The following is an 8119-nucleotide window of genomic DNA, read 5'->3' on the forward strand; positions in this document are numbered from 1 at the left end:
GGGAAAAAGCGTGGAACGATTGCCGCTGGCGGGAAATCTGCGTTAACTCGGGGGCAGGGGCGGGTTCGGGGGCCCCGGTGGGAGATGTCGGTGGGCATGGCGCCATGACAGTCGCGGAGCTGACGCTGCTCGGGGGCTTCGAAGTCCGGCTGGCCAGTGGCACGCCTGTCGATTTGACCGGTCAGAAGGAGCGGGCGCTCCTGGCCTTTCTCTCCCTGACGGCCGGGGTCGAGCATTCGCGCGACAAGCTGGCGAGCCTGCTCTGGAGCGACCGCAGCGATGCCCAGGCGCGCGACAGCTTGAAACATGCCGTGACCCGGCTGCGCCAATGCCTGCCGCCGGCGGAGCCGCCCGCGATTCTCGCCGACCGGAACATGGTCAGGCTCGATCCCTCGGCCGTCGGCACCGATGTCGGCGCCTTCGAACGGCTGGCCAGCGAAGGAACGACGGACGCGCTCGAACGGGCGGTCGCGCTCTATCGCGGCGACCTGCTCGAAGGCATCAGTATTCGGGATCCCGCCTTCGAGGATTGGCTCCTGATCGAGCGGCAGAGGCTGCGCCAGCGCTTCGAGGAAGCCCTGTCGCTGCTGATGAGCCGGTCGATCTCCGCCGGGGCCCGCGATCGCGCCGCCGAGTCGGCGCGCCGGCTTCTTTCCCTCGATCCCTTGCGCGAAAGCGCGGCACGCGCGCTGATGCAGCTTCATGCCGAGCGCGGCGAGGCGGCGCAGGCGCTGAAGCTCTATGAGGGTCTGCGTGATCGGCTCCAGCGTGAGCTCGGCGTAAAGCCGGAGGTGGAGACGACACAGCTCTACGAGACCATCCGCCAACGCCGCTCCGCACCTCAGCTTGGTCAGCAATCCTCTCCGGACGAGGCGCCGCCCCCGTCGACGCTCGGCAAGCCCTCGATCGCCGTGCTGCCCTTCGAGAATCTGAGCGGCGATCCCGAGCAGCAATATTTCAGCGATGGCGTCACCGAGGACATCATCATCGAGCTGTCGCGCTTCCGAACGCTCTTCGTCATCGCCCGCAACTCGTCATTCGCTTTCAAAGGCCGGTCGCTCAAGGTGCAGGAGATCGCGCGCGAGCTCGGGGTCGCCTATATCGTCGAAGGCAGCGTGCGGCGCGCGGGCGAGCGGCTGCGGATCAACGCCCAGCTCGTCGATGCGGCCACTGGCAACCATCTCTGGGCGGAGCGCTACGACCGGGACATGCGCGACGTCTTCGCGCTTCAGGACGAGGTGGCGCGCTCCGTCGCCTCGACCGTCAGCGGGCGCGTCGATGCGGCGGGCCGGGAACGCGTGGAGCGGCTGAGCCCGGTCGCGCTCAAGGCCTACGATCTGGTACTGCGGGCCAAGGCGCTGACCTTGAAATATACGCGAGACAACAACGCGCAGGCGCTGGCCTCGGCCGAACGTGCCGCGGCGCTCGACCCCACAAGCGCGCGGGCCCATGCGCATGCGGCCTGGTGCCACTTCTATAACTACATGGCGAGCTGGGTGCTCGACCGGGAGGGGGCCCTGGCCAAGGCCTTCGATCTGGCGCGGCATGCGATCGAGCTCGATGAGTCCGACGGTTTCGGACATATCATGCTGGGTATCATCCAGATATTCCGCCGCGAGTATGAGGAAGCGAGGGCGGAGATCGTCAAGGCCATCGAACTCAACGCCAACGATCCGGTGGCCCGGCGCTACAACGCGATGTATCTGGCGGCGACAGGAAGCGCCGAAGCGGCCGTGGAGCAGATCGAGCTCGGTCGGCGGCTCAATCCGTTCGATACCCGCTGGGTCCCTTGGGACAAGGGCATCGTCTGCTTCACCGCGCGCCGCTACGAGGAGGCGATCGCCGCGCTGAAACAGGCGCGCGACCCGATCAACGAGGTGCGCGGCTGGCTCGCGGCGAGCTACGCCCAGGCGGGGCGTCTGGCCGAGGCGCGCGCAACGCTCGAGGAGTTTCTGCGCATTGCCGAAACCGACATGGCCGTCTTTCCGGGCCGCCGGCTCCAGGATTGGAAATCCTACTGGCATGGCGCGTTCGAATATCGGGATCAGGCGGATTTCGCCCATCTCTACGAGGCCCTGCGCAAGGCCGGCCTCGAGGATTGAGCGCAAGGCGCGATCCGATCATGGCGTCGGCGCTTTCGCGATCCGCCAATGGAAGGAAGAGGGGGATACGGCCGGTGATCATTCCGACGGCACCGGGCCGCTGTTGCGATGGCAACGGGGCATGCGATAATCCGTAGAATCAGCGGCGTCTCCCAAGAGCGCGAGCGGCCGAAAGCGATGAACCAGAATTGATCAGCGAGCGTGCCGATGAAAGAGGGAACAAGAGAGCTCCAACTCGAGGAGATCAAGAGCGAGACGGTCATGGATGGCGCGGACATGCGCGCCAAGATCTATACCCTTGCGGCCGGACAACGCATTCCCTGGCATTATCACTCGAAGATCGCCGATGTGTTCTTTTGCCTGGAAGGCCCGATGCTGGTGGAGACACGCGCACCTCGTGCGAAGCACCTGCTGCATGCGGGAGAACGCTGCACGATCCCACCGATGACGGCGCATTGCGTCTACGGGCCGAATGACGGGCCGTGCAAATACCTCATTCTGCAGGGCGTCGGCGAGTACGATAACCACGCTGTCGGCAGCTAAGCCGAATGCCACGCGTCTTCCGTCCCTGACGCAGCTGCAGCAGGCAGGGTGCCTGCCGCGCCGGCACACCGCCCATGCCTCGGCCGGAACTCATGGCCGTCGGCGCCTCAGTTCAGATATTCGATCTTTCGGATATAGGACTTGGCGGTGGCATTGCCTTTGGCGTTGTCGGTGTCGATGCCGATGGCGAATCCGCTGACGGGCGGAATCTCGCCCAGCTTGAAATAGCTCTTGACCGCATCGCCGATGTCGAACTCGGTGATGATCCTCTCGCCGGCCTTGACGACGTTGGCGCAGACATAGCGCCCGCCCGCTTTGAAGTAGCGCCCGGTATAGGGATGGTCGGTGCGGCCGGCTTCGCAGAGGAACAGGCCGATGAAATAGGGGCTGTCCGGCACCAACATCGATCCGCTCGATATCTTGTCGCTGCCGAAGAAGGTGTAGACCATGATCGGCTCGCTGCGGATTCCCTGGTCGTAGGATACGCCCTCGGGAAAGGCGCCGACCTCCCATTCGATGCGGATACGCTTGGCGCCGGGAACGTCGGTCTCGTTGAGCAGGAGGCCGAGCGCCCGTTTCTTGGCCTCGAGCACCAGCGCCTCGTCCTGGATGGACAGCGCGATCTTGCTCTTATTGTCGGCATCCTGCTTGGGGATGAAGTGCTTGCTGCGCAGCCAGTCGAGCAAGGAGCCGCCCGGGTAGCCCTTGAAATCGGTCGAGTAGAGGACGATGGCATCCGCCGCGCCCGAGGGCTGCGCGGCGACCAGACAAACGATCGCCATGGCGGCGGCGAGGGAGAATTTCCACATCCTGAGGCACCTCCTGAAGGTCGGCTCGACGAACGAAGCCCGTCGCCCTCGGGCGTCCGGCGCGACCGGGATTCTCCGGATTGTGCGATGCCTAGGTTCCCGGCCGCATCCGGTTGAGACCGTCCACGTCCTGGGCCGAGACGCAGATGCTCGCGAGCGTGCGTTCCTCCTCATAGGGCCAGGGCCGGCCGCGATGGAGCATGGCCCGCTCGTCCCAGATCAGCACGTCGCCCGGCCGCCAGGCATGGGTATGGACGGTGCCCGGACGGGTCGCGAACTCGATGAGCTGGTCGATGAGCGCCTGGCCTTCGGCCTCGGGCAGGCCTTCGACTGCGAAAGCATGCGAGGCGATGAAGAGGGCATCCTCACCGTTGACGGGGTTGTGCCAGAGGGCCTTCCAGGATTGGTCGGCCCACTTGGTGTAGTTCTCCTCCGTGGCCAGTTTCTGCGAGACTTTGGCGCGCGAATAGGAGAGGCGGTGATGCAGCACGGCGTCTCTCGTCCTTGCCTTCAGGGCTTCAGGCAGATCCCGCCAGGCGGCGCGGGTCGAGGCGAACTCGGTTTCGCCGCCGCGCGAGCTCAGGACGCGGGCCGCGAGAATATTGGCCAGCGCCGGAACCGGCAGGAAGGTGCTGTCGGTATGCCAGAGCTGGTTGGCGATGTTGTTGAGCATGATGCTGTCGTCCTTCGGCGCGACCCGGCCGTCCGGCAACAGATTTGTGACATTGTCCATGCGCGGCTTGTCGCCATATTTCCCCAGCGAGCGATCCTCGATCGGCCCGAATAGCAGGCCGAACGCCAGATGGGCCTCGTCGTCGAGCTGCTGGCCGCGGAAGAGCAGAAGCGAATGGGTTTCGAAGGCTTCCCGGATGGCCGGGTAGCCCGCTTCCGCGGTCACATGGCGCAGATCGACGTCATGAATCTCGAGCCCGAAGCGGGGATGGAGGGGCGTCGCACGCATCGAAGACGTCTCCCTGAGAATGCCGGCCCGGAAAATCGCCAAGGCCCGAGCCCATGCCGAACGTCACCGCCCCCGCGCCATAACAGGGGCCGATGTAACAACAGATTTAGGAATTGTTCCAGCCGGATGCGCGCAGCCGGCCGCGATCCCTTGTATCAAACGCCCCGCTGTGGCTTGCTGAGGGACTGCGGAACCAGGGAGAAGCCTCATGCCTGATCCGGCCCTGTGGGGATTGTTTGTCGTGGCGTCGGTGGTGTTGCTGCTGACGCCGGGCCCGGCCGTGCTCTATATCGTCGCGCGCTCGGTCGAGCAGGGGCGCAAGGCGGGACTCGTTTCGGTGCTCGGCATCCATCTCGGCACCATCGTCCATATCACCGCGGCGGCCGTCGGGCTCTCGGCCCTCCTCGTGTCCTCGGCGCTCGCCTTCGCGGTCGTCAAATATCTCGGTGCCGCCTACCTCATCTGGATCGGCATCCGCACCTTCATGGCGAAGGACCCCGATCCCGAAGCGCCGAGGATCCCGGCGGCGCCACTGCGCCGCGTCTTCCGCGACGGCTTCGTGGTCAATCTCCTCAACCCCAAGACGGCGATCTTCTTCCTCGCCTTCCTGCCGCAGTTCGTCCGGCCGGAACGCGGCGCGCTCCACTGGCAGATCCTCATCCTCGGCCTCACCTTCATGGGCCTCGGCATCATGAGCGACGGGATGTTCGCGCTGGCGGCCGGCACCGCCGGCGATTTTCTGCGCCGCAACCGCCGCTTCCTGCGCATCCAGCGCTGGTTCGCCGGCACCTCCTTCATCGGTCTCGGCATCACGGCGGCGCTGGCGACGCGCAAATAGGCATGCAGATTGGAAGTTGAATTCGAACTTTGGGGGATGAGAATGAAAGCCATTGCATTATCGGCCGCGCGCATCGTGATGATCGCGGGGCTTGGCATCGCCATCGTATCCTGCGGGAAATCGGGCGGGGGTGTCGAAGGCAATACCTACGAGGCCAACGGCGGCGCCTTTCAGATCCAATTCAAGTCCGATGGCAAGGCTTCCGTCGCGCTGGGCCCGGTGGCGGGCGACTGCACTTATGCCCAGAAGGATAAGACCGTCTCCGTCACCTGCGAGGGCGACCAGATCGATTTCACCGTCAATGACGACGGCTCGATCAGCGGACCGCCCGACAGCCTCGTCGGGAAAATGACCAAGAAGGCGAGCTGACGTTCCTCGCAGGCGGACAGCCATGCGCCGGCATTCGTTGTCGAGCGCGATGTCCCGGCGGATAGCCGCCCTGGCCGGCGGATCGCCCTTCAGTGATCGAACATGATCACGCTGCGGGCGACCTCGCCGCGTTTCATCTCGGCGAAGGCTTCGTTGATCTGCCCGAGGCCGATCCGGCGCGAGATCATGTCGTCGAGCTTCAGCTTGCCCGCCAGGTAGAAATCGACGAAGCGCGGCATGTCGACCCGGAAATGGTTCGACCCCATGTTGGAGCCCTGCAGCTTCTTGTCGCTGAGCAGGTCGGCGCCGCTGACCTCGATCATCTGACCCTCGGGCACCATGCCGATGATCGTGGCCGTGCCGGAAGCGCGGAGCATCCGGAACGCCTGCTCCGAGGTTTTCTTGAGGCCGAGCGCCTCGAAGGAGTACTCGACCCCGCCATTGGTCATGTCCTTGATCGCCTCGACGGGATCGGTGCGGCTGGCATCGACCACGTCGGTCGCGCCGAAATGCTTGGCCAGATTGAGCTTCGAGCCCTTGATGTCGACGGCGATGATGCGGCCGGCACCGGCGATCGCCGCCCCGTTGATCGCCGACAGCCCGACGCCGCCGCAGCCGATGACGGCGACCGTGCTGCCGACCTCGATCTGCGCCGTGTTGGTCACGGCGCCGAAACCGGTCGTGACCGCGCAGCCGATCAGCGCCGCCCGGTCGAGCGGCATGTCCTTGCGGATCTTCACCAGCGCATGCTCGTGGACCAGCATTTTCTCCGCGAAGGAGGAGAGACTATAGAACTGGTGCATCGGCCCGCCATTTTGCGAAAGCCGCGGTTCCTGTTCGTCGCTGCGTCCGGTCTCGGGATTCTGGCAGCTGTAAGGCCGGCCGGTGGTGCAGTATTCGCAATGCCCGCAGAACACCGACAGACAGGTGATGACATGATCGCCGGGCTTCACATAGGACACTTCGGCGCCGACCTTCTCGACGATGCCGGCCGATTCATGCCCCAGCACGGTCGGCTTGGGGCAGGCATAGAGCCCCTCGATATAATGAAGGTCGCTGTGGCAGACCCCGACGGCGGCGGTCCGGATCAGGACCTCGTGCGCCCGCGGCAGCGAGACGGCAACATCCTCGATGGTGAGCGGCTGGCCGATCTCGCGCAGGACGGCGGCTTTCATGGACGACTCCCTAGTTTCCGTCTTCTGGGGTGACGGGGCCAGTCTACACGCAGAGGCCCGCCTCCCTTCAACCCGATCTTGACGGGGCTGCGGCGAGAAACCTGTCGATCACGGCGCCGCCGCGGGATATGTAGACGGCATGATCGAGGGCGACGATTTCGAGATTTTCCTGGTGACGGCACCGGGCCTGGAATCCGCGCTTTGCGCGGAGGCGCGGGCCGCAGGATTCAGGGCGCCGACGTCGGTCAAGGGCGGCGTGACGGTCACAGGCGGCTGGCCCGATGTCTGGCGTGCGAATCTCGAGATTCGCGGTGCCAGCCACGTTTTTGCGCGCATCGCCGCGTTTCGCGCCCTCCATCTCGCCCAGCTCGACAAGCGCGCGCGTAAACTGGCCTGGGGTGAATTCCTGCGGAAGGATGTGCCCTTCCGCGTCGAGGCGTCCTGCAAGCATTCCCGCATCTACCATCAGGGCGCCGCGGCGCAGCGGATCGAGAATGCGATCAAGGATCAGCTCGGCGCGCCGCTCTCCCCCGACGCCGAACTCTGCATCAAGGTGCGCATCGAAGACGATCTCTGCACCATCAGCGTCGATACGTCGGGCGAATCGCTGCATAAGCGCGGCCACAAGGAAGCCGTCGCCAAGGCGCCGATGCGGGAGAACCTGGCGGCTCTCTTCCTGCGGCAATGCGGCTATGACGGCACCGAACCCGTGGTCGATCCGATGTGCGGATCGGGCACCTTCGTCATCGAGGCGGCCGAGATCGCGGCCGGCCTCAAGCCCGGCCGGACACGGCATTTTGCCTTCGAGCAACTCGCAACCTTCGACGCGGCGGCCTGGCAGCGTCTGCAGGGGGCGGGCGGCAACAAGGGGAAAGTCAGCGGATCGGACAGCCGGGCGCCCACCGTCCGATTCTACGGCAGCGACCGCGACGCGGGCGCGATCCAGATGAGCCGTGACAATGCAGAGCGCGCGGGCGTCGCGGCGTTGACGGCGTTCCGGCAGCACGCGATCAGCGATCTGGTGGCACCGGAGGGACCGCCCGGCCTCGTCATCGTCAATCCGCCCTACGGTGGACGCGTGGGGGACAGGAAGGCCCTCTATCCGCTCTACAACGCGCTCGGCCAGACGCTGCGCTCCCGCTTCACCGGCTGGCGGGTGGGGCTGGTGACGAACGACGCCTCGCTCGCCGCGGCAACCGGCCTGCCTTTCGCGCCGCCCGCCGGCTCCGTCTCGCATGGCGGCATCAGCGTGACACTGTTCCTGACCGGCCCGCTGCCGTGACGAGCGATGCGGACGTCTTCTGCTGACAAGCGCGCGGCCT

General features: G+C 65.6%; 8 protein-coding genes. 5 read left to right on the plus strand and 3 right to left on the minus strand.

What is annotated here, in order from left to right; genetic code table 11:
- Positions 1-104 precede the first annotated feature (104 nt).
- Together ACREE8_RS10905 and ACREE8_RS10910 are read left to right on the plus strand one after the other, a co-directional pair.
- Complete coding sequence (locus tag ACREE8_RS10905; RefSeq protein ID WP_431573018.1) at positions 105-2102, plus strand: BTAD domain-containing putative transcriptional regulator; 1998 nt, start codon at positions 105-107, stop codon at positions 2100-2102.
- 207 nt (positions 2103-2309) lie between these two features.
- On the plus strand, positions 2310-2645 hold the full coding sequence (locus ACREE8_RS10910) for a cupin domain-containing protein (protein ID WP_431573019.1): 336 nt from the start codon (positions 2310-2312) through the stop codon (positions 2643-2645).
- Positions 2646-2752: 107 nt separating this feature from the next.
- Here ACREE8_RS10910 and ACREE8_RS10915 read toward each other — a convergent pair whose 3' ends face one another.
- Together ACREE8_RS10915 and ACREE8_RS10920 are read right to left on the minus strand one after the other, a co-directional pair.
- Positions 2753-3454, minus strand: a complete 702-nt coding sequence (locus ACREE8_RS10915; RefSeq protein WP_431573020.1) for a hypothetical protein — start codon at positions 3452-3454, stop codon at positions 2753-2755.
- A gap of 91 nt (positions 3455-3545) precedes the next feature.
- A complete protein-coding gene (locus ACREE8_RS10920) occupies positions 3546-4415 on the minus strand; it encodes a TauD/TfdA dioxygenase family protein (protein WP_431573021.1) in 870 nt (289 codons plus the stop codon).
- Between the two features lie 208 nt (positions 4416-4623).
- Between ACREE8_RS10920 and ACREE8_RS10925 the strand changes: the two genes are divergently transcribed.
- Both ACREE8_RS10925 and ACREE8_RS10930 read left to right on the plus strand, forming a co-directional pair.
- The gene (locus tag ACREE8_RS10925; protein ID WP_431573022.1) at positions 4624-5253 is read left to right on the plus strand and encodes a LysE family translocator; all 630 of its coding nucleotides are present in this window, start codon (positions 4624-4626) and stop codon (positions 5251-5253) included.
- Between the two features lie 42 nt (positions 5254-5295).
- Complete coding sequence (locus ACREE8_RS10930) at positions 5296-5622, plus strand: hypothetical protein (protein ID WP_431573023.1); 327 nt, start codon at positions 5296-5298, stop codon at positions 5620-5622.
- A gap of 89 nt (positions 5623-5711) precedes the next feature.
- Here the strand turns inward: ACREE8_RS10930 and ACREE8_RS10935 are convergent, their stop codons facing one another.
- A complete protein-coding gene (locus tag ACREE8_RS10935) occupies positions 5712-6797 on the minus strand; it encodes a Zn-dependent alcohol dehydrogenase (protein WP_431573024.1) in 1086 nt (361 codons plus the stop codon).
- Positions 6798-6936: 139 nt separating this feature from the next.
- On the opposite strand from ACREE8_RS10935, the gene ACREE8_RS10940 reads away from it, so the two are divergent.
- A complete protein-coding gene (locus ACREE8_RS10940) occupies positions 6937-8079 on the plus strand; it encodes a THUMP domain-containing class I SAM-dependent RNA methyltransferase (protein ID WP_431573025.1) in 1143 nt (380 codons plus the stop codon).
- Positions 8080-8119: the final 40 nt, after the last annotated feature.

It is taken from the genome of Hypericibacter sp. (assembly GCF_050729195.1).
GTDB lineage: Bacteria > Pseudomonadota > Alphaproteobacteria > Dongiales > Dongiaceae > Hypericibacter.